28 protein-coding genes are annotated in these 25903 nt (G+C 73.6%); 13 read left to right on the plus strand and 15 right to left on the minus strand.

Annotated elements, in window-relative coordinates; translation table 11 throughout:
- Nucleotides 1–184 precede the first annotated feature (184 nt).
- Nucleotides 185–1654 carry a sugar porter family MFS transporter gene (locus IO40_RS0118115; protein WP_030408018.1) on the plus strand — a complete coding sequence of 490 codons (1470 nt, stop codon included), beginning with the start codon at nucleotides 185–187 and terminating at the stop codon, nucleotides 1652–1654.
- 67 nt (nucleotides 1655–1721) lie between these two features.
- The gene (locus IO40_RS0118120; RefSeq protein ID WP_016467938.1) at nucleotides 1722–1940 is read left to right on the plus strand and encodes a hypothetical protein; all 219 of its coding nucleotides are present in this window, start codon (nucleotides 1722–1724) and stop codon (nucleotides 1938–1940) included.
- Nucleotides 1941–1989: 49 nt separating this feature from the next.
- Here the strand turns inward: IO40_RS0118120 and IO40_RS0118125 are convergent, their stop codons facing one another.
- On the minus strand, nucleotides 1990–2733 hold the full coding sequence (locus IO40_RS0118125; protein WP_016467939.1) for a uracil-DNA glycosylase: 744 nt from the start codon (nucleotides 2731–2733) through the stop codon (nucleotides 1990–1992).
- A gap of 433 nt (nucleotides 2734–3166) precedes the next feature.
- Here IO40_RS0118125 and IO40_RS0118130 point away from each other — a divergent pair, with 433 nt between their 5' ends.
- A complete protein-coding gene (locus IO40_RS0118130; protein WP_016467940.1) occupies nucleotides 3167–4213 on the plus strand; it encodes a beta-ketoacyl-ACP synthase III in 1047 nt (348 codons plus the stop codon).
- Nucleotides 4214–4223: 10 nt separating this feature from the next.
- On the opposite strand, the gene IO40_RS0118135 is transcribed toward IO40_RS0118130, so the two are convergent.
- From IO40_RS0118135 to IO40_RS33750, 5 genes are all read right to left on the minus strand, one after another.
- On the minus strand, nucleotides 4224–5765 hold the full coding sequence (locus IO40_RS0118135; RefSeq protein ID WP_031175745.1) for a serine/threonine-protein kinase: 1542 nt from the start codon (nucleotides 5763–5765) through the stop codon (nucleotides 4224–4226).
- Nucleotides 5758–6546, minus strand: a complete 789-nt coding sequence (locus IO40_RS0118140; protein ID WP_016467943.1) for a hypothetical protein — start codon at nucleotides 6544–6546, stop codon at nucleotides 5758–5760. The genes IO40_RS0118135 and IO40_RS0118140 overlap by 8 nt, the downstream gene beginning before the upstream one ends.
- A gap of 236 nt (nucleotides 6547–6782) precedes the next feature.
- A complete protein-coding gene (locus IO40_RS0118145) occupies nucleotides 6783–7973 on the minus strand; it encodes a cytochrome P450 family protein (RefSeq protein WP_033229057.1) in 1191 nt (396 codons plus the stop codon).
- A 94-nt stretch (nucleotides 7974–8067) separates the two neighbouring features.
- Nucleotides 8068–8757: an HAD family hydrolase gene (locus tag IO40_RS0118150; protein WP_031175747.1), complete on the minus strand. Its 690-nt coding sequence runs from the start codon at nucleotides 8755–8757 to the stop codon at nucleotides 8068–8070.
- Nucleotides 8758–9046: 289 nt separating this feature from the next.
- Nucleotides 9047–10141, minus strand: a complete 1095-nt coding sequence (locus IO40_RS33750) for a SigB/SigF/SigG family RNA polymerase sigma factor (RefSeq protein ID WP_016467946.1) — start codon at nucleotides 10139–10141, stop codon at nucleotides 9047–9049.
- A 321-nt stretch (nucleotides 10142–10462) separates the two neighbouring features.
- Between IO40_RS33750 and IO40_RS0118160 the strand changes: the two genes are divergently transcribed.
- A complete protein-coding gene (locus IO40_RS0118160) occupies nucleotides 10463–11173 on the plus strand; it encodes a VOC family protein (protein ID WP_016467947.1) in 711 nt (236 codons plus the stop codon).
- 98 nt (nucleotides 11174–11271) lie between these two features.
- Here the strand turns inward: IO40_RS0118160 and IO40_RS0118165 are convergent, their stop codons facing one another.
- The 8 genes from IO40_RS0118165 to IO40_RS0118200 form a co-directional block, all read right to left on the minus strand.
- The gene (locus IO40_RS0118165) at nucleotides 11272–11499 is read right to left on the minus strand and encodes a DUF6480 family protein (protein WP_016467948.1); all 228 of its coding nucleotides are present in this window, start codon (nucleotides 11497–11499) and stop codon (nucleotides 11272–11274) included.
- Nucleotides 11500–11599: 100 nt separating this feature from the next.
- Complete coding sequence (locus IO40_RS0118170) at nucleotides 11600–11980, minus strand: DUF3662 domain-containing protein (protein ID WP_031175748.1); 381 nt, start codon at nucleotides 11978–11980, stop codon at nucleotides 11600–11602.
- A gap of 101 nt (nucleotides 11981–12081) precedes the next feature.
- Nucleotides 12082–13293 carry an alpha/beta hydrolase gene (locus tag IO40_RS34885; protein WP_051719266.1) on the minus strand — a complete coding sequence of 404 codons (1212 nt, stop codon included), beginning with the start codon at nucleotides 13291–13293 and terminating at the stop codon, nucleotides 12082–12084.
- Nucleotides 13294–13499: 206 nt separating this feature from the next.
- Nucleotides 13500–13895, minus strand: coding sequence for a DUF2795 domain-containing protein (locus IO40_RS0118180; RefSeq protein WP_031027960.1), 396 nt, complete (start codon nucleotides 13893–13895; stop codon nucleotides 13500–13502).
- A 10-nt stretch (nucleotides 13896–13905) separates the two neighbouring features.
- Nucleotides 13906–14670: a VOC family protein gene (locus IO40_RS37660; protein WP_016467952.1), complete on the minus strand. Its 765-nt coding sequence runs from the start codon at nucleotides 14668–14670 to the stop codon at nucleotides 13906–13908.
- Between the two features lie 108 nt (nucleotides 14671–14778).
- Nucleotides 14779–15588 (minus strand): SAM-dependent methyltransferase, encoded by an 810-nt coding sequence (locus tag IO40_RS0118190; protein ID WP_016467953.1) that lies wholly within the window; start codon nucleotides 15586–15588, stop codon nucleotides 14779–14781.
- 66 nt (nucleotides 15589–15654) lie between these two features.
- Entirely contained in the window at nucleotides 15655–15825 is a 171-nt protein-coding gene (locus IO40_RS38000; protein WP_016467954.1) for a hypothetical protein, read from the minus strand.
- A 17-nt stretch (nucleotides 15826–15842) separates the two neighbouring features.
- On the minus strand, nucleotides 15843–16199 hold the full coding sequence (locus IO40_RS0118200) for a PRC-barrel domain-containing protein (RefSeq protein WP_016467955.1): 357 nt from the start codon (nucleotides 16197–16199) through the stop codon (nucleotides 15843–15845).
- 271 nt (nucleotides 16200–16470) lie between these two features.
- Between IO40_RS0118200 and IO40_RS0118205 the strand changes: the two genes are divergently transcribed.
- The 8 genes from IO40_RS0118205 to IO40_RS0118240 all read left to right on the plus strand — a co-directional run bounded on the left by IO40_RS0118205 (nucleotide 16471) and on the right by IO40_RS0118240 (nucleotide 24671).
- Nucleotides 16471–17880 carry an ABC transporter substrate-binding protein gene (locus IO40_RS0118205; RefSeq protein ID WP_016467956.1) on the plus strand — a complete coding sequence of 470 codons (1410 nt, stop codon included), beginning with the start codon at nucleotides 16471–16473 and terminating at the stop codon, nucleotides 17878–17880.
- Entirely contained in the window at nucleotides 17877–18794 is a 918-nt protein-coding gene (locus IO40_RS0118210) for a carbohydrate ABC transporter permease (protein ID WP_016467957.1), read from the plus strand. The genes IO40_RS0118205 and IO40_RS0118210 overlap by 4 nt, the downstream gene beginning before the upstream one ends.
- On the plus strand, nucleotides 18791–19618 hold the full coding sequence (locus IO40_RS0118215; protein WP_031175751.1) for a carbohydrate ABC transporter permease: 828 nt from the start codon (nucleotides 18791–18793) through the stop codon (nucleotides 19616–19618). The genes IO40_RS0118210 and IO40_RS0118215 overlap by 4 nt, the downstream gene beginning before the upstream one ends.
- 221 nt (nucleotides 19619–19839) lie before the next feature.
- On the plus strand, nucleotides 19840–20214 hold the full coding sequence (locus tag IO40_RS0118220) for a hypothetical protein (RefSeq protein ID WP_016467959.1): 375 nt from the start codon (nucleotides 19840–19842) through the stop codon (nucleotides 20212–20214).
- 123 nt (nucleotides 20215–20337) lie between these two features.
- Nucleotides 20338–20958 (plus strand): carbonic anhydrase, encoded by a 621-nt coding sequence (locus tag IO40_RS0118225; protein ID WP_016467960.1) that lies wholly within the window; start codon nucleotides 20338–20340, stop codon nucleotides 20956–20958.
- Nucleotides 20959–20969: 11 nt separating this feature from the next.
- Complete coding sequence (locus IO40_RS0118230) at nucleotides 20970–22586, plus strand: SulP family inorganic anion transporter (RefSeq protein ID WP_016467961.1); 1617 nt, start codon at nucleotides 20970–20972, stop codon at nucleotides 22584–22586.
- Nucleotides 22583–23365, plus strand: a complete 783-nt coding sequence (locus tag IO40_RS0118235; RefSeq protein ID WP_030408032.1) for an SDR family NAD(P)-dependent oxidoreductase — start codon at nucleotides 22583–22585, stop codon at nucleotides 23363–23365. The genes IO40_RS0118230 and IO40_RS0118235 overlap by 4 nt, the downstream gene beginning before the upstream one ends.
- 40 nt (nucleotides 23366–23405) lie before the next feature.
- Nucleotides 23406–24671 (plus strand): glycosyltransferase, encoded by a 1266-nt coding sequence (locus tag IO40_RS0118240; protein WP_031175752.1) that lies wholly within the window; start codon nucleotides 23406–23408, stop codon nucleotides 24669–24671.
- 31 nt (nucleotides 24672–24702) lie between these two features.
- Here the strand turns inward: IO40_RS0118240 and IO40_RS0118245 are convergent, their stop codons facing one another.
- The gene (locus IO40_RS0118245) at nucleotides 24703–25275 is read right to left on the minus strand and encodes a tetratricopeptide repeat protein (RefSeq protein ID WP_016467964.1); all 573 of its coding nucleotides are present in this window, start codon (nucleotides 25273–25275) and stop codon (nucleotides 24703–24705) included.
- A 62-nt stretch (nucleotides 25276–25337) separates the two neighbouring features.
- Between IO40_RS0118245 and IO40_RS0118250 the strand changes: the two genes are divergently transcribed.
- Complete coding sequence (locus tag IO40_RS0118250; RefSeq protein ID WP_016467965.1) at nucleotides 25338–25784, plus strand: GNAT family N-acetyltransferase; 447 nt, start codon at nucleotides 25338–25340, stop codon at nucleotides 25782–25784.
- Nucleotides 25785–25903 lie beyond the last annotated feature (119 nt).

A 25903-nucleotide genomic window follows, 5' to 3' on the forward strand; every position in this document is an offset into this window, starting at 1 on the left:
AGCCCCCCCACGGCGCCGGGGCGGGCCCCTCTCCCTCCCGTCCCCGGCCGCCGGGTCCGCGGACGCATGGCCCTGCCTGTCGGTGGTATGCGGACTCCGACTCTCGCCGGTGGATGTTGCCTCGTCGACGGGAGTACGGAACGATACGGACTTATCTGCACAAACTGGTCAGGTGATATGGCGTATGGCTGAGACGGCACCGAACGCGCCGGCCTCCTCACCCTCCGGCCCCCACGGCAAGGCGATCGGCATCTCGATCGCCGCCGCGGTGGGCGGCTTCCTCTTCGGCTTCGACTCCTCCGTGATCAACGGCGCGGTCGACGCCCTGTCGGGCCACTTCGAGATGGGCGCGTTCCTGTCCGGGTTCGTGGTGTCCATCGCACTGCTGGGCTGTGCCGTCGGCGCCTGGTACGCGGGGCGGCTCGCCGACGGATGGGGCCGGCGCAGAGTGATGCTGCTGGGCTCGGCCATGTTCATCGCCAGCTCGGCCGGCTCGGCCTTCGCCTTCTCCGTACCGGATCTGCTGCTGTGGCGCGTCATCGGCGGACTGGGCATCGGGATCGCCTCCGTGATCGCGCCCGCCTACATCTCCGAGGTGGCGCCCGCCTCCGGCCGCGGCGCGCTCGGCTCGCTCCAGCAGCTCGCCATCACCATCGGCCAGCTCGTCGTCCTCAGCTCGAACAAGGGCCTGGCGGGTGCGGCCGGGGGCGCCGCCCACGACCTGTGGTTCGGCATGCCGGCGTGGAGGTGGATGTTCCTGGTCGGCGTCATCCCGGCCGCCGTCTACGGGCTGCTGGCCCTGCTGATCCCCGAGTCCCCCCGCTATCTGGTGCTCAAGGGACACGACGACGAAGCCGCCTCCGTGCTGGGCCGGGTCAGCGGCGAGCCCGACCCGCAAGGGAAGGTCGCCCGGATCCGCGAGACGCTCCGCAAGGAGCACCGCAGCTCCTTCCGGGACATCCGCGGCGAACGCTTCGGCCTGCACCCGCTGGTGTGGGCCGGCATCATCATGGCCGCCTTCCAGCAGCTGGTCGGCATCAACGCGATCTTCTACTACTCGACGACGCTGTGGAAGTCCGTCGGTTTCAGCGAGTCCCAGTCCTTCACCACATCGGTCATCACCGCGGGCATCAACGTGGTCATGACGGTGGTCTCGATGATGTTCGTGGACCGCGTCGGGCGGCGCAGGCTGCTGTCCATCGGTTCCGTCGGCATGTTCCTGGCCCTCGCGCTGACGGCGGTCGCCTTCTCCCACCAGCGGGGCAGCGGCACCGATGTGACCCTGCCCGACCCGTACGGGCCGATGGCACTGGTCGGTGCCAACGCCTTCGTGATCTTCTTCGCTCTCTCCTGGGGCCCGATCATGTGGGTCATGCTGGCGGAGATGTTCCCCAACCGGATGCGGGCCATGGCCCTGGCCATCGGCACGGCCTCCAACTGGATCTTCAACTTCATCGTCACCTTCTCCTTCGAGCCGATGACCCGCAAGGTCGGTCTGACCTGGCTCTACGGCGCGTTCGCCTGCTTCGCCCTGCTGTCCTTCTTCTTCGTGCGCGGCAAGCTGCCGGAGACCAAGCAGCGGGAGCTGGAGGAGATGACCGGGGAGACCTACCGGCGCCCCCAGCCGGCCGGACGCTCCGGCACCAAGGAGTGACCCCGGCGTCCCGGGCGCGGCGGGCGACCGGGATGCGCGCCCGGGGCACCCGGCGCAGGCTGGAGGTATGGCCGACGCACCGATCATCGTCTACCCGGCCGACGCGCAAGGCGGGCGCCGGGTGCGCGCCCGCGGGGCGATCCTGGGCCGGGCCTACAACGTCAACGACGTGCTCGCCCTGCTCGGCGACGCCGGGTTCGACCCGGACGAGATCTCCCTGGACGGCCCGCTCATCGAGTGGCGCGGCGGCGGCGCCTGGGCCTGGGACCCCGGCGAGGGCGACTGACCCCGCGCCGCCGGACCGTGCGGTGCCGTACGGTCCGGCGGGGCACGGTTCAGCGTGGGTCCAGCCCCGCCTCCAGAGCCGCGGACCGCAGCACGTCGCGGAGCATCTCGGGGGTGAGCCGTCCGGTGAAGGTGTTGCGCTGCGTGACGTGGTAGCAGCCGTGCACCGCCAACGGCGCGGCGTCGCCCTGGGCGGGCGGCAGTTGCACGCGGACGCCGTGGCCGAACGCCGGACGGGGCCGCGGCACCCGCCACCCGCCCTCGGCCAGCACCGGGAGCACGGTCTGCCAGGCGAAGGCCCCCAGCGCGACGACCGCCCGCACCGTGGGGTGCAGGAGCTCCATCTCCCGCACCAGCCACGGGCGGCAGGTGTCCCGCTCGGCGGGGGTCGGCTTGTTGGCGGGCGGCGCACAGTGCACCGGGGAGGTGTACCGGACGCCGTGGAGCTCCAGCCCGTCCCCGGCATGGGTGGAGGTCGGCTGCGACGCCAGCCCCAGCTCGTGCAGCGCGGCGACGAGCACGTCCCCGGCGCGGTCACCGGTGAACATCCGCCCGGTGCGGTTGCCGCCGTGCGCGGCCGGGGCCAGGCCGATCAGCAGCAGCCGCGCGTCGGTGGCCCCGAACCCGGGCACGGGCCGCGCCCAGTAGTCCCAGTCGCGGAAGGCGGGCCGTTTGACCCGTGCGACCTCCTCGCGCCACTCCACCAGCCGGGGACAGGCCCGGCATCCGCTCAGCGACCGGCCGAGCGCTGTCAGGTCCGCCGCCCTCGGCGCCTGCTCGGCAGGATCGGTCATGGGGCTGCGCCTCCTCGCCGTGCGTCCGGTACCGCGTGCGGGTACCCCAGCGTTCCAGACCGGCGCTTCATACCTTCGGTGGACACGCGTTGTCCCCCGCGCGGGCGAAGGGGCCACACGCGCCGGACACCGCCCCGGCCGGCGAACGGCCAGCTCAGAGCACCGGAAGCAGGGCCACGGCGGGCGGAGCGGGACCGCCGGGCCGCCGTGCGGCGGTGGACGCTGGGGTAGAAAAGGGGGCTGCCGCCGCCCAGCCGCGCGGCCTCCGCCCGTCCACTCGTCCACTGAATCCACGCGTCTTCGCCTCTTTCAGTCCGATCCGTCACCGGCGCCCCGGTACCGTCCCACCGGGCCGCCGCCGACCACAGGGGGTCCTGGTGCTCGTGCGCCTGGAGAACGTCCCGGCCGCCCACGCCGTCCCGCGGACCACCGCGTGCTGAGCCGCCCTGCCCCGTCCGTACTGGCCGCGCCCGCCACCTCGCTGCGGCCGGTGGTGCTGGAAGCCGTCAGCGGCTGGGTGCCGCCCCGGGTGGTGCCCAACGCGCTGCTGCCCCGCCAGTGGGAGGTGGACGACGCGTGGGTGCGCACCCGGACGGGCATCGAACGACGGCACGTCGCCGACCCCGGCACCTCCACCGGTGACGCGGCCCACCACGCGGCCCGGCGGCTCCTCGACCGCGCGGGCCGGCCACCGGTCGACGCGCTCGTACTGGCCACCGCCACCCCCGACCATCTGTGTCCGGCCACGGCACCCGCGGTGGCGGCCCGGCTCGGGCTCGGCACCGTGCCGGCGTTCGACATCTCCGCCGTGTGCAGCGGCTTCGTCTACGGACTCGCCCTGTGCCAGGGCACCGTCGCCGCCGGGCTGTTCGACCGGGTGCTGGTGGTGGGCGCCGACATCTACTCGCACTGGCTCGACCCGGAGGACCGTTCCACCGGGGTGCTGTTCGGCGACGGCGCCGGTGCCGCCCTGCTGGCCCGCGGCGACAGCGGTGACGCGCCGGGCGCCCTGCTCGCCTTCGATCTGGGCAGTGACGGCGAGGGGTACGACCTGATCACGGTGCCCGGCGGCGGCGCCCGCTCCCGCTCCCGCGGCACCCCGGACCAGCCCGGCGACCGCTACTTCCGGATGCGGGGCGCGGCGGTCTTCCAGCAGGCGATCGAGCGGATGACCGCCTCGTGCCGCACGGTGCTGGACCGCGTCGGGTGGCGGCCCGAGGAGGTCGACCACTTCGTGCCCCACCAGGCCAACGCGCGCATCCTGCACGCGGTCGGCAAGCGTCTGGGCATCCCCGAGGAGCGGTGCGCACTGCATCTGCGCGAGGTCGGCAACACCGGGGCCGCCTCCATTCCACTGGCGCTCGCCGACGCCCAGGAGGCCGGACGGCTGCGCCCCGGGGCGCGGGTCCTGGTCACCGCGTTCGGCGGCGGGCTGACCTGGGGCTCCGCCGCACTGCTGTGCCCGGGGCCCGCCGCCTGACGGCCGCCGCTCAGCGGGTGTAGTCGCGCAGATAACGCTCCACGCGGTCGGTGTGCTCCCGTACCCGGTCGGGAACGCCGCCGGCCTCGATGACCGTACGGGAACTCGTGCGGTAGCCGGCGGCCATGAGGGCGGGCAGGTCCTTGCGCAGGCCCTTCTTCTTGTACTCCTGGTCCAGCCAGCACACGAAGCCGGCCATCGACGCGATGGCGTCGGGCGGCGACATGTAGTCCTTGTCGCCGTCGCGGTCGCCGTCCTTGGCCCAGGCCTTGAAGACCGACGGGGTCCACATCGCGATGCCGTACTCGTCGGTCTCCGGCCGTCTGGCATCGGCGTCGAAACCGCTCTCAGCCTTGAGCATCGCCGCCAGAAAGGCGGGCGTGACCTCCTTCTCGGGGCACTGGCGGGCCGCGGCGGTGATCACCGGGCGCAGGCCGCGGGGCACGTCGGAGCCGGCGGGGATCGCGCCGGGCACGGGCGGGGAGGCCGCCGGCGGGCGCTCGTCGGAGGCGGCCTTGTCTGAGGCGGCCTTGTCGTGCTGGCCGAGCAGCAGTGCGGCCGTGGTGGCGACAGCCACCAGCGGTACGGCGACGGCCGCCGCCACCACGGCCGTACGGCGCCCGGCCCGGCCGGACCGGCGGCCGGGGCCCCCGCGCGCCGGCGCACCGGCGCGGGCGGCCAGGGCCGTGGCGTCCAGCGCCGACCGGGAGGCGTGGTCGGGCCGCAGACAGTCGGTGATCAGTTCCCGCCAGCCGTCCGGGACGCCGGCTTCGAGGCGCAGGGTGGCGTTGCCGCGCGCGTACGCCTGGGCGGCCAGGGCGCGGGCCCGTGCCGTGGAGCCGGGGAACGGATGCAGACCGCCGGTGAGCACCTGGTGGGCCAGGACGCCGAACGCCCAGATGTCGGCGGTCGGCCGCACCACGCTGCGCCCGCCCTCCCGGTCGGACCACCATTCGGGCGGTACGTGGTCGAGGGAGCCCAGCGGCGGCACATAGGCGTGGGTGCCGTCGAGTTCGACGGTGAGTCCGAAGTCGCCGAGCCACACCCCGCCGTCCGGAGCGAGCAGCACGTTTCCGGGCTTCAGATCGCCGTGGACCCAGCCGCGCCCGTGGATGTGGGCCAGCGCGGCGGCGACCCCGGCGAGGATGCGGCCGGCGTCGGGCAGTGGTGCGGGCGCGCTGTCGCGGTGTGCGGCGAGCACGTCCTGGAGGCTGCCGTCGGCGCGGGCCATCACCAGTGCGGTGGCGCCGTCGAGTTCGGGGCGCTCGGGGTCGTGGACGGTGAGGACTTCGCGGGTGGGCACCACGTGCGGGTGGTCGGTGTCCAGGCTGAACCGCACCTCGCGCCGCACCAGTTGTTCCATGGAAGCGCGCTGGCCGGGCGGCAGCAGATGGGTGGGCAGCAGTTTGACCGCGGCCTCGCCGCCGTCGGTGGCATGGGTCGCCGCGTACACGACGCCCCAACTGCCCGCGCCGATCGGGCCGGTCAGCAGCCAGTCGCCCACCCGGTAGCCGGCGGGCAGGTCGATCCGGGAGTGCGCGCTCTCAGCCATGCATGCCGCTCCCCACCCGGTCGCGGGGCGTGGACGGGCGCAGCAGCGCGAGGTGTTCCTCGCGCACGAGGTCGAAGCGGAGTGCGAGCGCGACGAGTTCGGCACGCTTGCGGCTGGTGCCCGCGGCGCGTTCCTCACCGCCGCGCAGCCGCAGTTTCACGGTGGCCAGATAGTCGATGTGGTAGTTGACAGCCGACCGGGTCAGGTCGTGACAGCCCTCCAGGGGGCGCAGCCGCTCCAGCACCTCGCTGACACCGGGGATCGCGCCGCTGGAGGGATCGCGCAGCCTCGGCTCGCACAGGGCGAGCAGGACGAGGAAGTACTTGGCGGTCTGGTCGAGGGCGAACGGGCTCTGGGTCGGTTCGCCCGCCGGTACGCCCGTCCCCGCGTCCAGGTAGGTGTGTTCCGGCGCGAACACCTTGAAGTCCACCTCGCCGTCGCTGGCGGGCAGCACCACGCGGGAGAACTCGAAGGGCACGGGCGCGCCCAGCCTGCCGGGCGGCACCTTGATGTGCTCCCCGGCGCCTTCCATGTTCTCGACGACGTAGGTGGCGTGGCCGCTGTAGTTGGACAGCCGCCAGTAGTCCTCGGCGGCCGTGATCACCCCGGCGTGGCGGGACACCCCGGGGTCGTCCAGGGTGATCCGCACCGGGCTGCCGGGGCCGCCGCGTCCGAAGTCGGCCGTCTCCCCCGGGCCCAGGTGCAGCAGGTGCGGTCTGCCGTCGGAGGAGCCGCTCACGTGGCCTTCCCGACCCGGCAGTTGAACGATGACCGTGTCCATGGTGCGCCCTCCCCCTTCGGCCGCGGGAATCCTATCCCCACCCTGACATCCGTCAGGGTCCACGCTGGACCCTGACCTGCCACGATGGAAGGTTTTCAGCCGTAGCCCGGTACCGGCGCCACCCGGGTGGGTGATGTAGCGCCCCGCCGAACTGCCCGCCCGGGTGACGCCGCAGCGGGAGGGCGTCGGCTCAACAGCGGCTCACCGCCTGCTCCGCGCGAGAGATCGGCACCTGTTCAGCGGGTGAGGGGCAGGGCCCGCAGCGCGTGGGAGCGGAAGGAGGTGCGCCACTGGAGCCGGTCCACCTCCACGGCCGGCCGCAGACCGGGGAAACGCCCCAGCAGGGTCTCCAGGGCGAGCCCGGTCTGCATACGGGCCAGCGGCGCGCCGAGGCAGTAGTGCATGCCCTGACCGAGGGAGAGGTGGGCGTTGTCGCGGCGGCGGATGTCGAGCCGGTCGGGCGCCGGATAGCGCTCCGGGTCGCGGTTGGCGGAGGCCGGGCAGAGCAGCACGGTGTCACCGGCCGGGATGGTGGTACCGGCGATCTCCACGGGTTCGGTGGGGAAGCGGCGGATGGCCGTCAGCTGGGAGTGCGCGTACCGCATCAGCTCCTCCACCGCGTCGGGCAGCAGTGAGGAGTCGCCGCGCAGGGCGGCGAGTTGCCCCGGGTGGCGCAGCAGCGCGAGGAAGCCGGCGCTGAGCAGGTGCTGGACGTTCTCGATACCGGCGCCCAGCACGAGGAAGGCCAGCGAGCACAGTTCGTCCTCGGTCAGCCGGTCGTCCTCGTCGCGGGCGGCGATCAGCGCGGACAGCAGATCGTCGCCCGGCGCCTTCCGCCGTTCGTCCACGAGTGCGCGCAGGAAATCGTGGACGGAGGTGACCGCCTCGGCGACCTGCTGCGGGCTCTCCAGTGCGAGCATCGTCGACACCCAGGAGCCGAACGGACGGCGGTCCGGCTCGGGCACACCGAACAGGTCGCAGACCACGGTGAGCGGCAGCGGGGTGGCGAAGTCGTGGACGAGGTCGGCCGTCCCCTCGCTCTCCAGCCGTTCCTCCAGCCGGTCGGCGAGGCGGTCGGCCACCGCCTGGATGCCGGCCCGCATGGCCTCGGCGCGACGCGGGGTGAAGCCCTGGGAGACCAGGCGGCGCAGCCGTATGTGGTCGTCGTGATCGATGTTGAGCAGATTGGCGTCGAGGGCGGGCGGCAGCGCGTAGCCCTGGTAACCGCCGGTGGAGTGGGCCTTGTTGACGGACAGCCGGCGGTCGGCGAGCCCGGCGCGTACGTCCGCGTCGCGGGTGACGAGCCACACCGCGGTGCCGTCGGGCAGGGCGACCCGGTGCACGGCTTTCTCGTCCCGCAGCTTGTTGTAGACCGCGTGCGGCATGGCACGGAACGACTCGTCGAAGGGCTGCGGCAGTGCCGTCATGTGTCGCCTCTCCGTCAGTTCGGTCAGGTGGTGCCGATGTGCTTGCCGCACAGGCTAGAACCCGCCGTTCCGGAAGGGAGAGCGAGGTTGGTGATCAAGGGGCGGGCGCGGGCAGGGCCAGCAGCCCTTCGGCCACCTGCGTCAAGTCCTCACCGGTCACGTCGGGTTGGGCGAACAGGGAGCTGTGGCGGCCCTCCAGGCGGGCGCACCAGCCGCTGACCAGTCCGGCACGGGTGGCGCCGTGGCAGTCCCAGGCGTGCACGGCGACGACGGCGGTCCGGGCGGGCGGTGTCCCCATACGGTGCGCCGCCGCGTGGTAGAGCCTGCTCGCCGGCTTCCACGCCCCGGCCTCGCCGGCGGTCACCACCTGCGTCACGTTCGGGGCCAGGCCGTTGCGTTCCAGGAAGGCGCGGGTCACCTCGGCTTCGCCCACCGTCAGACAGCCCACCGCCACACCGGCCTGCCGCAGCCGGCGCAGGGCGGGCAGCGCGTCGTCGTAGGCGGGCAGCAGGGGGAAGCCCTCCAGTACGTGATCGACGTCCGCGTCCCGGACCGTCTGCCCGCTCTCCACCCGCAGCGCCTCACGGGCGGCGTCGCGGAAGCCGGCCGTCTCACCGGTGAGGGCCAGCGCCATGCAGTCACGCTGGAGGCGCAGGAACCACGGGTGGAGCGCCGCGGGCGGCAGACCGGTGTCCGCGAAACGGGCGGCGAGCGGGTCGAGCCGCATCAGCGTCTCCAGGACGTCGAAGACGACGGCGAGCGGGCGGGGTGCGGCAGTGGCCATACAGGTGCGTCCCCCTTGCGGTGGCATCGCTCTCGGGTACGGGCATGCGCTCGGTCACGGGCTCCTCCCCGGGCGGGTTCCGGGCCGTGTCACGGGGCAAGGGCCCGGCCCGCGCCTGGGTCGGGGCTCGGCCCGGCTCCGGGGGCAGGGCTCAAGCTCCCTCGGGCGAGGGCGGGCCCCTCATGGGCGGGGCCCCTCGTGGGCCGGGCCCAAGCCCCCTCGGACAGGATCCGGGTCCGCCTCGGGCACGGGTCCCTCGGGGGCGCGGGGCTCAAGCCCCCGCCGGGGCTCAGGCCGCCTTGGGCGGGCCGGTGTGGCGGTCGGCTTCACGCTCGTCCTGCCCGCCGCCCTCGCCCTCCTCGATCTCCTCCCGCACCCGGCGGCAGGCCGCGGCCAGCAGGCGGGAGACGTGCATCTGCGAGACCCCGAGCCGACGGGCGATCTGGGACTGCGTGAGCTCCCGGAAGAACCGCAGGTACAGCAGGCGCTGCTCCCGCTCGGGGAGGCGGCACAGACAGGAGCGGACCGCCTCACGGTCCACGACGTGGTCGTAGCCCATCTCGTCGGAGCTGAGGGTGTCCATGAGGCAGATCGCCCCGTCGCCCGCGCCGTCCCCGCCCCCGCCGGCCTCGGCGGAGACCGGCGCGTCCAGGGAGAGCGAGTTGAAGCACTGGAGCGCCTCCATGCCGGTGAGGGTGTCCTCCTCCGACAGCCCGGCGTGCGCGGCCAGCTCCGGGACGGTGGGCGCGCGCCCGGAGGAGGTCAGCTCCAGCTCCCGCATGCTGGCCCGGACCCGGTTGCGCAGGTCCTGGACCCGGCGGGGGACGTGGATCTCCCACATGTTGTCCCGGAAGTGCCTCTTCAGCTCGCCGTAGATGGTGGGGATGGCGAACGTCTCGAAGGCGTTGCCGCGCGCCGGGTCGTACCGCTCGACGGACTTGACCAGGGCCAGCGCCGCGACCTGCTCCAGGTCCTCCAGGGACTCGCCGCGGTTGCGGAACTTGCGGGCGAGCCGGTGGGCCATGGGCAGCCAGGCGGTGACGACGCAGTCCTGGAGCCGGCGGCGTTCGGGGCCGTCGGGCAGCCTCACCAGTTCGGCGAAGTCGGCCGCGGTGTCGGGGGCGTCGTGATGGGTACGACGGGTGTCGGAGGACGTGACGGTCCTGGCCCCGGTCCTCGGGGCCCCGGGTTCGCCCTCCGGGGCTCTGGCCTCCGCGGCGTCCACGGCGTCGCCGGCCTCGACGGCCTCGGTGGTCGCACCGGCCTCCGCGAGGTCGCGGGGATCCGGGGTGTCGGGGAGGTGCTCGGTGGCCGCCCGGGTGTCCTCGGCAGCCGGGCGGGTGCGGGTGCCGTCCTCGTTGGTGCGGAACCGCGTGGTGTTCATGGGCTGCTCACTCCCACGTCTCACATGGGTGCTGTGCAAGACAGGCGAGAAGCGATCCCCCAGTCCGCTTCCGGACAGATATGGCGTGGGTGCCGCCGGGTTTACAGCGGCCCTTTTTCACCGTGACACACACCACGCCGCGCGGCATCTTCGCAGGTCACGCCCGTTCGCGGGGAGTGTGGAGCGGACCTACGCAGCGTGTCGGCCACCCGCCCCGGCCGCCCGGGGCACCGTCGCGTTTCCGCCGGTCACCGGCGGGCACCCGCCCCCTCTCGCGGCAGGCGGGCCGCGGGGTGCGGCGACGGAGCCAGGAGGACTCGGATGGCGGAGCTGCCCGGGACGGCGTGCTGGGTGAGTCTGACGACCCCCGACCGGCGGGCCACGGAAGCGTTCTACGGTGCGGTGCTGGGCTGGTCGTTCGACGACGGGGCGCTCGCCCCGGAGGCCCGGGTGGCGACCTTGGCGGGAGAGCCGGTGGCGGGGCTGAACGAGGCCGCGGCGGCCCGGGGCCTGCCCGCCCGCTGGACGGTGTTCTTCCTGGTCGAGGACGCCGACGGGGCAGCCGAACTGATCGCGGAGCGGGGCGGCACGGTCGCGGTGGGCCCGGTGGACTTCGGCAGTGGCCGCACCGTGCTGGGCGCCGATCCGTGCGGTGCCGCGTTCGGGCTGTGGCAGGGCACGGCGCCCCCGCGCTGGGGCGTGGGTGCCGGTCGGGCGCCCGTTCGACTGTGCCTGCGCACTTGTGACCCGCAGGGCGCGCTCGCCTTCTACGGCGCCGTTCTGGGCCGCGGCCCGGACGGGGCGCCGTCGCCGGGCGGGACCGGCCCGCGGCTGCGTACCGGGGCGAGGCCCGGTGATCCGGAGCCGGCTGCCCGGCCGCGCTGGGAGGTGACGTTCCCGGTCGCCGATCCCGAGGGGGCGGCTGCCGCGGCTCGGCGGAACGGGGGGTCCCCGGTGGCCCTGCCGGAGGGCGGAGTCACCGTCTGTGATCCGCACGGCGCCCTGTTCGGACTCGCCCGGGCCGAGCCCTGACCCTCACCGCAGCGCCGGGGCCGGGCGCCTTCGGCTGAGGGCTCCGTTCCGGCTTGAGGCTCCGTTTCGGTGGGGGACTCCGTGCGCACCGGCAGGTGCTACAGGCCCAGCAGGTAGCCCAGGAAGAAGACGAGGAAGACGGCCACCACCGCGCCGATCAGGATGAGCGGGGTCGTGCGCCAGCCCTTGGTCGGGTTGTGGGTCTCGCGCGGGCCCGCCTCGGAGGTGCTGCCCTCCGCGGGCGGGGTCTCACCGGGCGGGACCTGGCCGCCCTCCTCCAGGCCGGTGGTGTGGGCGGGGTCCGGGTCGGGATTGGCGTAGCTCATGCCCTCCGGGTGGACCCGATCACCCCCGCGTACACCTGGCGGGGCCCGGTTCCTGGGACCGGCCGGTTCAGGGGCCACCCGGTTCCTGGGACCGGCCGGTTCAGGGCCGCGGGGTGATGCTGCTGTGCAGGCGGTAGCGGCGGGGCTCCTGCCCGTCACGTGGCGGGTGCAGCCACACGGCGACCGGGCCCGCGAAGCTGAAGTGCCGTTCGGCGGCGTGCCGGCGCACCTCGGAGGCGAGCCGTTCCCCGACCGCGCCCGCCTCCTGGGCCAGCCGGTCGTAGCTGTCGCGGGGCAGCTCCAGCACGAAGGAGTTGGGCACCACGGTGCGGCCCCGGCCCACGATGACCGCGTTGGCCTCACACTCGCGGCGCAGCATGTCCACCACTTCGACCTGCTCCTCGCCGCCGCGCCGCAGCAGCCCCCACAGGGTGTTGGAGAGGCGTTCCATCCTGTTCTCGACGTCCCGCAAGATGCTCATCGCTCCCGGTTGCCCGCTGTGCGCGGCTCTCACTCCCCCCGAACGAGTGGTGGTGGCCGCGGTGGCTCCGCCGGCCGGTCACAGCGGGCGGAAGGAGGGCGTCAGGAGGTGGGGGACGCCCAGCCGTTGGGGCAGGAGCGGGTGCCGGAGCCGTGGATGTAGTCGAGGAAGTTGCGCAGGTCCTGCTGCCACAGCCGCATCTCGTGCCCGCCGGGCCCTGTGCAGTAGCGGTGGGTGACCCCGCGGGCGGTGAGCGGGGCGTGGAGGGCTTCATTCCACTCATGGATATCGCTCTCGCCGGTACCGGCGTAGAGGGCCAGACGCCCGTCGTACGCCTTGTACGACGCCTCGGTGGCGGCCACCTGCACGGGGTTGAAGGCCGCCCAGCCGGAGGCGGGCCCGAACACGGTCTCCATGCGGTGGGCGGTGCTGCCGGTGACCCGGTAGGTGCCGTCCAGCAGGCCCGTCCAGGAGAACGCCGCGCCGTAGAACCACAGGGAGTCGTTGACGGTGCGCTGTGCGGCGGCCGGGCGGATGTCGGTGCCGCCGGAGAAGACGCCGACGGAGGAGAACAGGTCGCGGTGGGCGGCGGCGTACTTCAGAGCGCCGAGTCCGCCCATCGACGCCCCGGCCACGGCCCGGCCCGACCGCTCGGCGCGGGTGGCGAAGTTGGCGTCGATCCAGGGCAGCAGCTGCCGGATGTGGAAGGTCTCCCACTGCGGGGCGAAGTTGCCGTCCGTGTGTCCGGGCCAGTCGCTGTACCAGCCGGCCTTGCCGCCCTCGGGCATCACGACGATGCCGTCGAACGCGGTGCCCTCCAGGGTGTGGGCGATGTCGCCGTCGCCGGGCTCGGACCACTGCTTCACATCGGCGGCGCCGCCGTGCAGCAGATAGAGCACGGGGTACCGCCTGGCCGGGTCGTAGTGGGCGGGCAGGTGGATGCGGACCTTGACCGGCTTGCGGAGGGGGTCGATGGACGGCTTGCCCGCTCCTGCCGGGGCGAAGACCGCGTCGGTGAGGAAGGTGGCCTCCCCCAGCCGCCCGTCGAAGCCCGGCACCTCGCGCCACTGCGTGAGGTCGAGCCCGTGTGCGTCGGGCGCCGGGAGCGGCGGCAGGGCGGTGGCGGTCCCGTCCGCGGGGCGGGCCTGCGCCCGGGGTACGGCCGTGGGCAGTCCGAGCGCGACGGCCAGGGCGAGGGCCGCGCACCAGGCGGGCCAGGGTCTGTGACGTGCGGGGCGGCGGCGCCCGGCGGGGGCCGCCGCCTGAGGCCCCGGTGGTCTTCCCCGTGCGGAACGACGCTGTGCTGTGCGCATGTCCCCTCCCCTGCCGGCGGGCGGCCGTACGGATGTGCCGTTGCGAGGGGAACGTATGCGCGGGGGCGGGGCCCGGGCATCCACCGGCCGGTTGGTCCCTCGCCCCACCGGACCGGCACCAGTGGGGTAGCCGGTCCGGGTGTCTCCAACCAGCACGGTAGGCGGGGCGGGGGTCGGTGCCCGGCGGGCTGCGGGGGGGTGCCGCGTCAGCTGCGGCGGGTCTCGGTGTGGAGGCCCAGGGCCTGGGCGACCTCCTGGACGTTGGCGTAACGGGCGTCGGCCGGGAGGCCGGAGGCCAGTTCGAGGAGCCGGTCGGGGGCGTGCTCGGCGCGCAGGGTGTCCAGGACCTCCTCGCGGCCGGCCGGGTACAGGTGCCGGCCGAGGTACTGCGCGATCTCGGAGCGCAGCTCCACGTCCCGGGAGGACATGCCGGCGGGGGTGCCGCCGGTGCGCAGGGCCTGGGGGTCGCGGACGGCTTCCGGCTGGTCCTCGCCGGAGGGTTCCATCTCGCGCGCTTCCTCGCGGTTGGAGCGCAGGTCCCCGCGGAGCCGCTTCTTGGCCTCGTCGTCCTGGATCGGGCCGTTCTTGTCGTTCTCCTGCATGGTGTGCTCCTTACGTGCTGAGCAGACAGAAGGAGGCGCCCTTGGGGTCACGGAGGGTCGCCGACCACCCCAGGGGTCCGGGCTGGGGCGGGGTGACGACCTCGCCACCCTCCCGTTCCGCGGCGTCGACCGCCGCGTCGAGGTCGGGTACCCGGAAGTACGGCTCCCATCTCGCCCGGATGCGGGGATCCGGCGGGGACTCGGGGGCGCCGCCGCGGAGTCCGGCCACGGGGTGGCCGTCCACGCGCACGACGATCTCGTCGTACTTCTCCTCGTAGGTGACGCCGTGGCTGGGGTTGTCCACCCAGTCGAAGATCTCGCCGTAGAAGACAGCGGCGGCGAAGGCGTCGCGGGTGTGCAGTTGCAGCCAGGCGGGTGCCGGGCCGGCGCCCACGCCCCAGGCCGCGGGGCCGGGGCCCTGCCACAGGCCGAAGGGGGCGCCCCACTGGTCGGCGGCGATCACGGCCCGGCCGCCGTCCTCCCGCAGGGGACCGACGGCGACCGTGGCACCACGCTCGGCGATGCGTTCGGCGACCAGGTCGGCGTCCTCGACCTTGAAGTAGACGGTCCACCGCTCGGCCTCGGGACCGGCGCCGTCGGCCAGTGCGTTGAAGCCGGCGACCGGCTGGCCGTCCACCAGGGCGACCCGCGAGTCCGGGCCGTCGGTGACCGTGTCGTACGTCCAGCTCAGCACGGATCCGTAGAACTCTTCGGCGGCCCGTTGATCAGGGGTCATCAGACTCACCCAGCAGGGCACTCCGCCGACCGAAGCCATGTGTCCGCCTTCCGCAGCGTGAGGCAACGTGCGTGCTCCACTCAGGGTACATAGCGGAGCAAGACGGGCATAACGGGCACGGTGCGTTCGGGTGGCCGCACCGGCAGGTCACGGCTTGCGGGCGACACCCCCGTACGCGTCCACCCGCACCGGCTCGCCCAGCGGCGCCACGTCGGGCCGCCACTCGGGGCAGGGCACCACGCCGGGGGCCACCGGCTCCAGCCCCTCGAAGTACTCCGCGATCTGCTGCGGCGACCGCAGGAAGTAGCGGACCTCCCCCGCGTCGTTGTTGTGACGCTCCTGGGCCGCGCGCAGCCGGGCGTCGGTGCTCGTACCGTCGCAGACCAGCAGGAAGCTGCCCGACGGGAGGGCCGCGAGCAGCTCGCGGACGATGCCGCACGCCTCCGCGTGGTCGGGGACGTGCCCCAGGACGCCGCTGAGGACCAGGGCCGTCGGCCTGCCGAGATCGAGGGTGGCGGCGGCCCGCTCGACGATCGCCGCGGGCTCCCGCAGATCGGCGTGGAGGTAGTCGGTCGCACCCTCGGGGTGACTGGTCAGCAGCGCGCCGGCGTGCAGCAGCACCAGCGGGTCGTTGTCGACGTAGACGATCCGCGCCCGAGGGTTGACGCGCTGTGCCAGCTGGTGGGTGTTGTCGACGGTGGGCAGACCGGTCCCCACGTCGAGGAACTGGTCGATCCGCGCCTCACCCGCCAGGTAGCGGACGCCGCGGGCGAGGAAGTGACGGAAGGCCCGCGCGTTGTCCACGATGCCGGGGAACGCCTCCCGGAAGCGGTCCCCCGCGATCCGGTCGGCCTCGTAGTGGTCCTTGCCGCCCAGCCAGTAGTTCCAGATCCGGGCGGAGTGGGGACGGTCGGGGTCTATCTCGTCGAGCCGGTCGTCACGCAGGTCCTCCGCCATGTGCACTCCACCCCTCGGCAGCCACTGTCGTCACTGCCCGGCCTGCCGGGCGGCGGCCGGACCCCGTCAGCGTACGCGGCGGTTGTTCGCCCGGGAGGTGATCCGGTACCCCGCCCACAGGAAGGCGATCAGGGCGACGACGATACCGATGATGAGCAGATAGAAGAGCCCTTTGAGCACCGCGCCGAAGATCCCCAGCACGATGGCCACGAGGACCAGGAAAAGGAACAGTGCCATGGCGGTGCCTCCCCGTCTCAGCGGCGCGCGAGGCGGCGCTCGCCGCCCGCGCCCGGGGTGTACTGCAGTTCGTAGTGCGCGAAGACGGCTGCCTCCTGCTCCGCGGGCAGCACGCCGTCGGTCCCGATGGAGGGGGCGTCCTTGATCTGGCTCTTGGGGTAGCGGACCTTGACGTACTGCGGGCCCACGGTGGCGCCCGCCAGCGGCACGAAGACCAGGCGGTGCCGGGTGGGCATGCCGATGGTCACGGTGGCGAAGGAGGGCCGGTCGGTGGCGGTGTCCACGTACACCGACTCCAGGGAGCCGATCTTGCTCCCGCTCTCGTCGACCACGTCGTGCCCGCGCCATTCCCGGATGTCGTCCGGTTCGAACATCTTTTCCTCCACATATACGCCCTGTTTCCATAGTGACACCGAATTCGTCCTGATACCCGACGGTCGTACTGGTGACCGCTCGTTCGGGTGAGGCCCGGCCACGGAGGGTGCGGCAGGACAGCGCCCGCGGGTCACACGAAGGCGCCGGTCAGCGGCAACTGCACGGAAAGGCCCGCCACTTGGGCGGCTGCGCGGGGGTCTGGCCGGGCCGCACACCCGCTGGTACGGTCCTGACCCGCTCGCACTGGGCCCGGCACGGGAGGGGGCGCGCATGCCGATGGACGAGGGGATGAGAGCCGGCCGCCGGGCCACCGCCCGGGGGCCCGGCCGCCCCGGCCCGCGCCGCTTCCTGATCCTCGCGCCGGCCGTCGCCCTGCTGGCGGCGCTGGTCACGGCCTGCGGCGCGCTGACCCCGGGGAGCGCCGCCGATCCGGGCCGGCCCCGCACCGTCCCGTCGTCCACCGCCGTGCCCGACGAGGACATCACCTTGAAGCTCACCTTCGCCGACGCCCCGGCGATGGTGGACGCACTGGTCGCGGCGTTCCACAGAAAGCATCCGCGCATCACGATCGAGCCGCGCTACACCCAGTTCGCCGACTACGTGAAGAGCATCAAGCTCACCATGGCATCGGACAACGCGCCCGATCTGGCGCAGTACGCCGTCGGGATGGACGACATCGCCGCGCGCGGCGACATCCTCGAGCTGGCCCCCTACCGCGACGCCTACCGCTGGCGCGCGAAGCTCCCCGCCTCCGCCCTCGACCAGCTGTCCGGGTCCCGGCTCACGGGCCCCGGACGGGGTGCGGCCGGCAAGCGGCTGTACGGCGTTCCGGCCGGCCTGTCGATGACGGGGATCTACTACGACAAGGAGCTGGCGCGCCGCGCGGGCATCACCCGGCCGCCGCGCACCCTGGCCGAGTTCGAGCGGCAGCTCGCCGCGGTGAAACGTGCGGGGATGACACCGCTGGGCGTGGGCGCGCTCGACTCCGGCGGGCTGCACCTGTGGGCGGCGCTGCTCAACAACGCGATGCCGCCCGCGGAGTACCGGCGGTGGATCAAGGGCGAGAGGGGCGCCACCATCGAGACGGCCCGGGCGCTCGCGGCCACCAGGAAGCTGGCGGAGTGGAGCCGCAAGGGCTACTTCGACGACTCGGCCATCGGGACCACCCAGAACGACTCGACGGGGCAGTTCGTGCGCGGCCGGAGCGTCTTCCTGGTCAACGGCAACTGGGCGGCGGGCCAGTTGGCGCAGGCCATGGGGAAGAAGGCAGGGTTCTTCCTGATGCCGGGGGCCCGCCCGGGGGCCCGCGCCGTCTCCTCGGGCTTCAGCGTCTCCTACGCGGTCTCCTCGCGCACCGCGCATCCGCAGGCGGCGGGGGCCTTCCTGGACTTCCTCACCTCGGCGGAGGCGCAGAAGATCGTCAGCGACAACGGTTTCCTGCCCACGGACGAGGACGCCGTCCCCGTGCCCCGGGGGGTGCTGGGCGAGGTGGCGCGGGCGCACCGGCGCGTCACCGCCGACGACGGGATGAACCACTTCCCCGACTTCGCGGCGCCCGCGATGCTCGATCCGCTGCGCGCGGGGGTGCAGAAGCTGATGGCGGGCCGCACCACGCCCGAGGCGTTCCTCGGCTCGCTCCAGGACGTGTGGGACGAGCGGTACGGCGGAGGCGGACGGTGAGCCGCGGGGGGCGCACCGCGCGGCGGCCCTCCGGGGTGCGCCGGGTGCGGGGCCGCCGGCGGGGCTGGCTGTTCGTCCTGCCCGCGCTGGCCGTCTATCTGACGTTCGCCGTGCTGCCGGCGCTGCACACCGCCTATCTCTCGCTGTTCGAGTGGGACGGGGTGACGCTGGGCCGCTGGGCGGGCCTGGACAACTACCGCCGGGTCGCCACCGATCCGGCGCTGCGCGGTTCGGTGGTCAACGCGCTGGTGCTGGTGGTCTTCTTCTCCTTCCTGCCTGTCGTGGCCGGCCTGGTCACGACGGCGCTGCTGGCCCGGCACCGCCGCAGGGGGATGGCCGTCTGGCGGCTGCTGTTCATGCTGCCGCAGGTGGTGCCGCTGGTGGCGGTGGGTGTGACGTGGCGCTGGCTGTACGGGGACGACGGGCTCATCAACGAGACGCTGGGCGGTATCGGGCTGGGCGGCTGGGCGCGGGCGTGGCTGGGGGACTTCGACTGGGCGCTGGTCGCGGTGGGCCTGGTGGGCACCTGGGTGCTCAGCGGGCTGTGCATGATGCTCTTCCTCAGTGGCGTGCACAAGGTCGATCCGCAGCTGTACGAGGCGGCACGGCTGGACGGCGCGGGCCCGGTGCGGGAGTTCGTCTCGGTGACGCTGCCGCAGCTGCGCGGCGAGCTGGCCGTCGCGCTGACGGTCACCACGGTGGCCGCGCTGGCCGGTTTCGACATCGTCTACGTCACCACCGGGGGCGGCCCCGGGGAGGAGACGGCCGTGCCGGGGCTGCTGGTCTACCGGCTGGCGTTCTCCGACGGCAAGGTGGGCCTGGCCTCGGCGCTGGGCGTGGTGCTGAGCGTGCTGATCCTGGCGGTGGTCTATGTGATCAACCGGCTGGCACGGCCGGAGAGGACGGAGGCATGAGCACGGCGTCACCGGCGGAGCGCCGGTCGGGGTACGCGCTGCTGACGGTGCTGGCGCTCGCCGTCGTCGTCCCGTTCCTGAACGTCTTCCTGGCGTCCATGCAGCCCTCGGGAGAGCCCGTGGTGGGCATGGCGTGGCCCGAGCACTGGAGCCTGGACAACTACCGGCAGGCGTGGACGGTCGCGGGGTTCTCCGAGCTGATGCGCTCCAGTCTGGTGATCGCCGCGGGGGTGGTGCCGGCCACGCTGCTGCTGTCGGGGCTGGCGGGCTACGCGCTGGGCACGCTGCGGCTGCCGGGCGGCGACGGGGTGGCGGCGCTGTTCGTCGCGGGGCTGACCATCCCGGTGGAACTGATCGTCGTGCCGCTCCACTTCGATCTGCGGAGCGTGGGCCTGACGGACTCCTACCTGGGCGTGATCCTGGTGGAGATCGCGCTGTTCCTGCCGTTCGGCGTGTTCTGGATGCGGACACACTTCCGGACGGTGCCGCCGTCGCTGGTGGAGGCGGCGCGGATGGACGGCGCCTCGGCGTGGACGGTCCTGGTCCGGGTGCTGCTGCCGCTGGCCCGGCCCTCGCTGACGACGCTGGGCGTGCTGGTGTTCATGTGGTCGTGGAACCAGTTCCTGCTGGTGCTGGTGCTCATCCAGGATGCGGCGAAGCGGACGGCGCCGGCGGGGCTCGGGTTCTTCGTGGGGCAGAACAACACGGATGTGCCCATGCTGGCGGCCGGCACGATCGTGGTCATGTTGCCCATCACAATCGTGTATCTGGTCTTCCAGCGCAGCTTTGTGGCGGGACTGCTCCAAGGGGCGTTCAAGGGCTGAACCGGCCGGTCAAGGGCACTGGAGTACGGATATCGGTCACCGTTTCGAGAATCCGGCTGGCGCATTCCTGTCGTTGCGGCCGAAAAGCAGAAGCCCTACGCAGAACTCCCGGCATCTCCCTGCCGAGTTCACCTGGAGTTCACCGAACACGCTGTGCAACGAAACATCCTGTGGGTGACGATGAAGCCCCCAGCGCATGACCGGTGACCGGGAGGAGGAGCATGCGACGCTGTGTGACCGTCGTTCGAACAGCCGTCCACGCGTTCGTCCTGCTTCTCGCTCTGCTGCTGGCCGCCCAGGGGGCGAGCACGAGCGCCCTGCCGGCTTCGGGTGAACGCGCGCCCGCCGCCGTCCAGTTCAACGCGCTCTCCTCCACCCCCGAGGTCGAGCACACCGCTGTCGACCTGCACGCGCGCCGCACCGTCCGCTCCCCCGCCGCACCGCCGGCCCCGGGCGAGCGGCCGACATTCGCACGCAGCCACCGGGCACCCACGCACGCCGCGCACACCAGGCCGCTTCCCCGGACGGGAAGCGCGGGCATGCCGTGGAGCAGAACCGTCGACATGCCCGTACTGCACCAGGTGTTCCGGCACTGATACCGGCCCCGGCAGCCGCACCTCCCACACCCCGCGGCCCGCCGGCGGGCCCGGCGGCCGGCGATGTGCGCTGCCGTGACGGCATCACTCACCGAACGCTCACCGAAACGCAAGGTAATCATCATGCGCTCTCTCATCGCTCATGCCCGCGCCTTCCCGGCGCGGATACGTGACCACGCCGACGACCGCGACAGCTACGGCAGGCTGGCCGAGGGCCAGTCGCCCGAAGCCCTCTTCATCACCTGTTCGGATGCGCGGGTCCAGCCCGCCGTCTTCACCGGGGCCCGCCCCGGCCAGCTCTTCGAACTGCGGACCGCCGGCAACGCGGTGCCGCCCCACGAGACGGACGGCCGGCCCACCGGCGAATCCGCGACCATCGAGTTCGCGCTCGGCGTCCTGAATGTGCCCGAGGTCGTGGTGTGCGGGCACTCCCACTGCGGCGCGGTGGGCGCCCGGATCAGGAACGAGGACCTGGCCGCGCTGCCGGCCGTGCACGGCTGGCTGGACGCCCAGCTGCCGCCGCCCGCTCAGCTGGCGTCCGACGAGTCCGAACGGCACCAGCCCGATGTGGCCGCCGCCGTGCAGCGGCACGTGAGGGTGCAGCTCGCGCGGCTGCGCCGCTATCCGTGCGTACGCGAACGGGAGGCGGCCGGGCAGCTCAGGCTGCGCGGCTGGTACTACACCGTGCACACCGGCCAGGTACTCGAACTCGACGCGCGCACCGACGCGTTCCTCCCCCTGTGAGAGGCGGCGTCATGACATCCGACAAGCACGAGAAGTTCCCCGGGCACGACAAGAACACCGGGCAGGACGGGAACGGCAAGCACGAGGAGCACGGGAGGCAGGAGGGGAGCGCGGCCGGGACGTCCCCGGCCGCCCGGCTCAATCCGTTCCGCAGCCGGGGCAGTCTGCGCGCCGACTTCACCGCCTCGCTGGTGGTCTTCCTGGTCGCGCTGCCGCTGTGCGTGGGCATCGCCGTGGCCTCCGGCGTACCGGCCGAACTGGGCCTGGTCACCGGCATCGTGGGCGGTCTGGTCACCGGTTTCCTGCCCGGCAGCAGCCTCCAGGTGAGCGGCCCCGCGGCCGGCCTCACGGTGCTGGTGTACGAGGCCGTGGACACCTACGGGCTCAGCGGTCTGGGCGTGCTGGTGCTGGCGGCCGGACTGCTGCAACTGCTCATGGGCGCACTGCGACTGGGCCGCTGGTTCCGGGCGATCTCCGTCTCGGTCGTCCAGGGCATGCTCGCCGGTATCGGTCTGGTGCTGATCGCCGGTCAGCTGTACGCGCTGGCCGACGCGGACGCGCCCGGCAGCGGCCCCGGCAAGCTGGCGGGCCTGGGCAACCTGGTGCTGGAGACCGCCGGTGATCCCGGCGCGCTGACGGCGGTCGGTCTGGGCACGGCCACCGTGCTGGTGCTGCTGCTGTGGCCCAAGTGGCGGGCGGGGGCGCGGGTGCTGCCGGCGCCGCTGGCCGCCGTGCTGCTGGCCACCGCCGTGACCGTCGGCTTCGACCTGCCGGTGGCCCGCGTACAGGTGCAGGGCCTGCTGGATGCCGTCCAGCCGCCGGGCCTGGGCGACTTCGGCGGGCTGGCCTCCCTCGGGATGATCAGCACCGTGCTGGCGTTCACCCTGATCGCCTCCGCCGAATCGCTGTTCAGCGCCGCCGCCGTGGACCGGCTGCACGACGGTCCGCGCACCCAGTACGACAAGGAGCTGATGGCCCAGGGCGCCGGCAACACGGTGTGCGGCGCACTGGGCGCGCTGCCGATGACGGCCGTGATCGTACGCAGCTCCGCCAATGTGGCGGCCGGCGCCAGGACCAAGGCGTCCCGGGTGCTGCACGGGGTGTGGCTGCTGCTGTTCACCGCCGCCTTCCCCGCCGCACTGGGCATGATCCCGCTGTGCGCGCTGGCCGGTGTGCTGGTGCACGCGGGGTGGAAGCTGATCCCGCTGCGCGAACTGGGGCCGATGTGGCGCGAGCACCGGGCGGAGGCCGTGGTGCTGGCCGTCACGGCGCTGGCGATCGTACTGACCGACATGTTCCAGGGCGTCCTGCTGGGCCTGCTGCTCGCGGTGGTCAAGACCGCGTGGGAGACCTCGCACGTGCATGTCGAGACCCACGACCCCGGCGAGGGCCGGCCGCTGGTGGTGACCGTGCTGGGCAACGCCACGTTCCTGCGGCTGCCCAAGCTCCAGGACCAGTTGGAGGCGCTGCCCGCCGACCGGCCGGTGGAGCTGCGGCTGGAGAAGCTGCGGCACGTGGACCACGCCTGCGGGCTGGCGCTGTCCGCCTGGGAGGAGCAGCACAACGCGGCAGCGGCGCGTACCGCGTCTGTCCGGGAGGGAAAGGACGCCTCTAGCATGATCGGATGACACGATTCGAGGGGTACGCGGCGCTGGTGACCGGCGCCGGACAGGGCATCGGCGAGGCCGTCGCACGCCGCCTCGCCGGGGAGGGCGCGCGCGTCCTGGTCACCGACCGGGACGCCGCGCGTGCCGACTCGGTGGCCGCCGCCATCCGTGCGGACGGCGGCGCCGCCGAGGCCCGGACCTGCGACGTGACGGACGCGGCGGCGGTCGAGGCCGCCGTCGCCCACGCCGGGGAGACGTTCGGCGGTCTCGATGTCCTGGTCAACAACGCCTACGCCTGTCACCGCGACCCCGAGCGCTTCGAGCAGTGGGACGAGGCGCCCTGGTACGAGGACTTCGAGGTGACCGTGCACGGTGCGGCGCGCTGCGTCCGTGCCGCGCTGCCCCTGCTGGAGGGGGCATCGGGCCGGGGCGCGGTCGTCAACATCGGTTCCGTCAACGCCGAACGGCACTTCGGCGACCACGCCTACAGCGCCGCCAAGGCCGCCCTGGCCTCCCTCACCCGGACGCTGGCCGTCGAGTCGGCCCCGCGCGGGATACGCGTCAACCTCGTCGAGCCGGGCACCGTGCGCACCGATGTGTGGCGCAACCGGGCCGCGATGCTGGAGGAGGTCAGCGCCCACTACCCGCTGGGCCGGGTCGGGGAGCCCGCCGACATCGCGGCGGCCGTCGCCTTCCTGGCGTCCCGCGACGCCGCGTGGATCACCGGCGTCTCACTGCCGGTGGACGGCGGGCTGCTGGTCTCCAACCTGGCGATGAACCGCACGATGGCTCAAGGCTGAAAGCGCCCCGCCGGGCGGGCGCCTCACGGATACTGACGCCATGCGCGTTGCGGTGATGACGGCGGGCTCGCGGGGCGACATCGCGCCCTACACCGGGCTCGCGCACGGTCTGGCCCGGGCCGGGCACCGGGTCACGGTGGCCACCCACGCCTCCTTCGGCCCGCTGGTGACGGCGGCCGGGGTGGAGCTGTGCCCGCTGCCCGTCGATCCGCGGGCCGAGCTGGAGTCCGCACGCGGCCGGGCCCTGCACGAGTCCACCACCGGCCCCGGCAAGCTGCTGCGGCTGACGAGGATGGCGAGGGAGCTGGTGGGCGGGATGGCGCCACCGCTGGTGGAGCTCGCCCGGCGCTGCGACCTGCTGCTGCTCTCCAGCTCCCTGGCGCCGCTGGGCAACGCCATCGGGGAGGGGCTCGGGGTGCCGAGCGCGGGCGTCTTCCTCCAGCCGCTGCACTCCACGGCCGCCTTCAGCCCCTCCGTGCTGGGCGCCCGGTCGTTCGGGCCGGTGGGCAACCGGCTGGCGGGGCGGATGACGAACGAGGCCGTGGACCGCGTCTTCTCCCAGGCGGTGCGCACCACCGTGCGGGACCTGCTGTCCCTGCCGCCGGCTGCGGCGCGGGCGGCCCGGCACCGGGCGCGTGAGCGGCGCGGCTGGCCCGTCTGGCACGGGTTCAGCCCGGTGCTGGTGCCCCGGCCCCGGGACTGGCGGCCGGGTCTGGAGGTGTGCGGCTACTGGTGGCCGTACGATCCGCCGGACGCCCGACTGCCCCGCCACGTCGAGGAGTTCCTGGCGGCGGGGCCGCCCCCGGTGTTCGTCGGGCTGGGCAGCGCCACCGTGCCCGACGCGGAGGCGACCGGCGCCCTGGTGGTGCGGGCGCTGCGCAAGGCGGGGCTGCGCGGAGTGGTGCAGCGCGGCTGGGCGGGGCTGCACGCCGACGACGGCCCGGACCTGCTGACCGTCGACGAGGTGCCGCACGCACTGCTGTTCCCGCGGACGGCCGCCGTCGTGCACCACTGCGGCGCGGGCACGACGGGCGCCGGGCTGCGCGCGGGCGTGCCGGCGGTGCCGGTGCCGGTGCAGTTCGACGCCGGGTTCTGGGCGGCACGGCTGGTCGCCTCGGGCGTGGCACCCGCCGTGGTGCCGCTGCGCCGGCTGACCGCCGACCGGCTCGCCGCCGCGCTGACGGCCGCCGTACGCGACCCTTCCTACGGGCGGTGCGCCCGCAGGGTGGCGGCGCGGCTGGACGCGGAGGACGGGACGGCGGCGGTGGTGCGGGCCGTGGAACGTCTCGCGGCGCGGCGCGGCTGAGGGCGGGCGGCCGGGGCGGTCCGGCGGCGGCTCAGCCGGGGTGCGGTACCGGGCCGTCGGGGGCGGGCCCGTCCTCCATCAGCAGCCGTGCATAGGCGGCCATCGACCGCTGGTAGCGGGGCAGATGGGGGGCGAGGGCCGTCAGCACGAGGGAGACGCCCTCGCGGGCCCGGCCCAGATCGGTGAGCGCGAGGGCGAGGGTGGCGCGTACGGCGTCCTCCAGCGCGGCGACCTCGGCGGCCTCGGGTCCTTCCTCGGGAGCGCGGGCGAGTTCCGCCCGGAGCAGGGCGACGGACTCCTGGGGCCGGCCGGTGTTCCGCAGGGAGCTGGCGAGTTGGACGACGGCCCGCCGGCGGCGCAGCCCGGTCAGTCCGGTGCGCAGCGCCGCGCGGTAGAACCGTACGGCCGCCTCGGGCAGGCCGGTGGAGTCGTGGGCGCAGCCGCGTTCGAAGTCCGCGACGGCGCTGCCCGCGGGCAGTTCGGCCGCGAGGGCCTCCACCGCCGCGCGGAATCCGTCCTCGCCGCGTTCGGCCACCAGCGCGTCCATCCGCGACCAGGTGCGCTCCAGCCGCGTCTCCCAGTCGTCACCATCCGGTCGATCCATGGGAGGAGTCTGCCACGGCCACGACGCTCACGCGTTCGAATTACCCTGTTAGCGTGTAACCCATGAACAGCACTGACGACCATTACACCTATGTGGTGCGGCCCGGTGTCCCGGACGTCGGGACCTTCCGCTCGCTGCGCCGCGCGGCCGGGATGAGCGACCGGTCGGCCGAGGCCGTCGCCCAGGGCCTGCCCCACACCTGGCACGGCGTGGTGGTCGAGGCCGCACCCCAGGACGACCCCGCGGCCGGCCGGATCGTCGGTATGGGCAGGATCGTCGGCGACGGCGGCGCCTGCTTCCAGATCGTGGACGTGTGCGTACTGCCCGAGCACCAGGGCCGGGGCCTCGGCACCCGGATCATGGCGGAGCTCACCGGGGAGCTGGAGCGCCGGGCCCCCGCCACGGCCTACGTCTCCCTCATCGCGGACGGCGACGCGCACCGCCTCTACGCACGGTTCGGCTTCACCGGGACCGCGCCCCGCTCGATCGGCATGCACCGCACCGTATGAGCCCTCCGGGGCCCGGCGGAGACGGCGGTTTCTAGCGGTCGTTGCAACACGTGGTTGTGTTGATCAGGCCGCGAGCAGTTTATGCAGGCGCTCGGCTGGGGTTTCCCAGCCGAGCGTTT

Source organism: Streptomyces albus subsp. albus, assembly GCF_000725885.1.
GTDB lineage: Bacteria > Actinomycetota > Actinomycetes > Streptomycetales > Streptomycetaceae > Streptomyces > Streptomyces albus.